Raw genomic sequence first — 240 nt, 5'->3', positions numbered from 1 at the left:
GACTATTCTGGCGAATGACGCTTCACCTAGATTGTGAATCGCAACTTTGAGCTCGAACCGCACATCCTCATTGGCTTCTTGTCCGTCGTACTCGGAAAGAGAAAAAGTTCGCCAACCTCCAAAGTCCAACTTGTAGTTTTCAAAGTCTTCCTCAGAAGTCGGCATGTAAGTAATGCCATCCAAGCAGGATGCTTTGTCAGTAACAGGAGTTCGCCTTGTGAAGCTAATAAAGCTTCGTGT

The 240-nt window shown here is 45.8% G+C and carries 1 protein-coding gene; it reads right to left on the bottom strand.

Annotated features, from left to right (window positions below):
• A partial coding sequence (locus Q4528_RS15810; protein WP_303522687.1) for a hypothetical protein occupies positions 1 to 183 on the bottom strand: 183 nt, incomplete at its 3' end.
• Positions 184 to 240: the final 57 nt, after the last annotated feature.

The organism is Staphylococcus pasteuri, from assembly GCF_030547725.1.
In the GTDB taxonomy this organism is placed as follows: Bacteria; Bacillota; Bacilli; order Staphylococcales; family Staphylococcaceae; genus Staphylococcus; species Staphylococcus pasteuri.
This window is presented reverse-complemented; position numbering and strand designations above follow the sequence as displayed.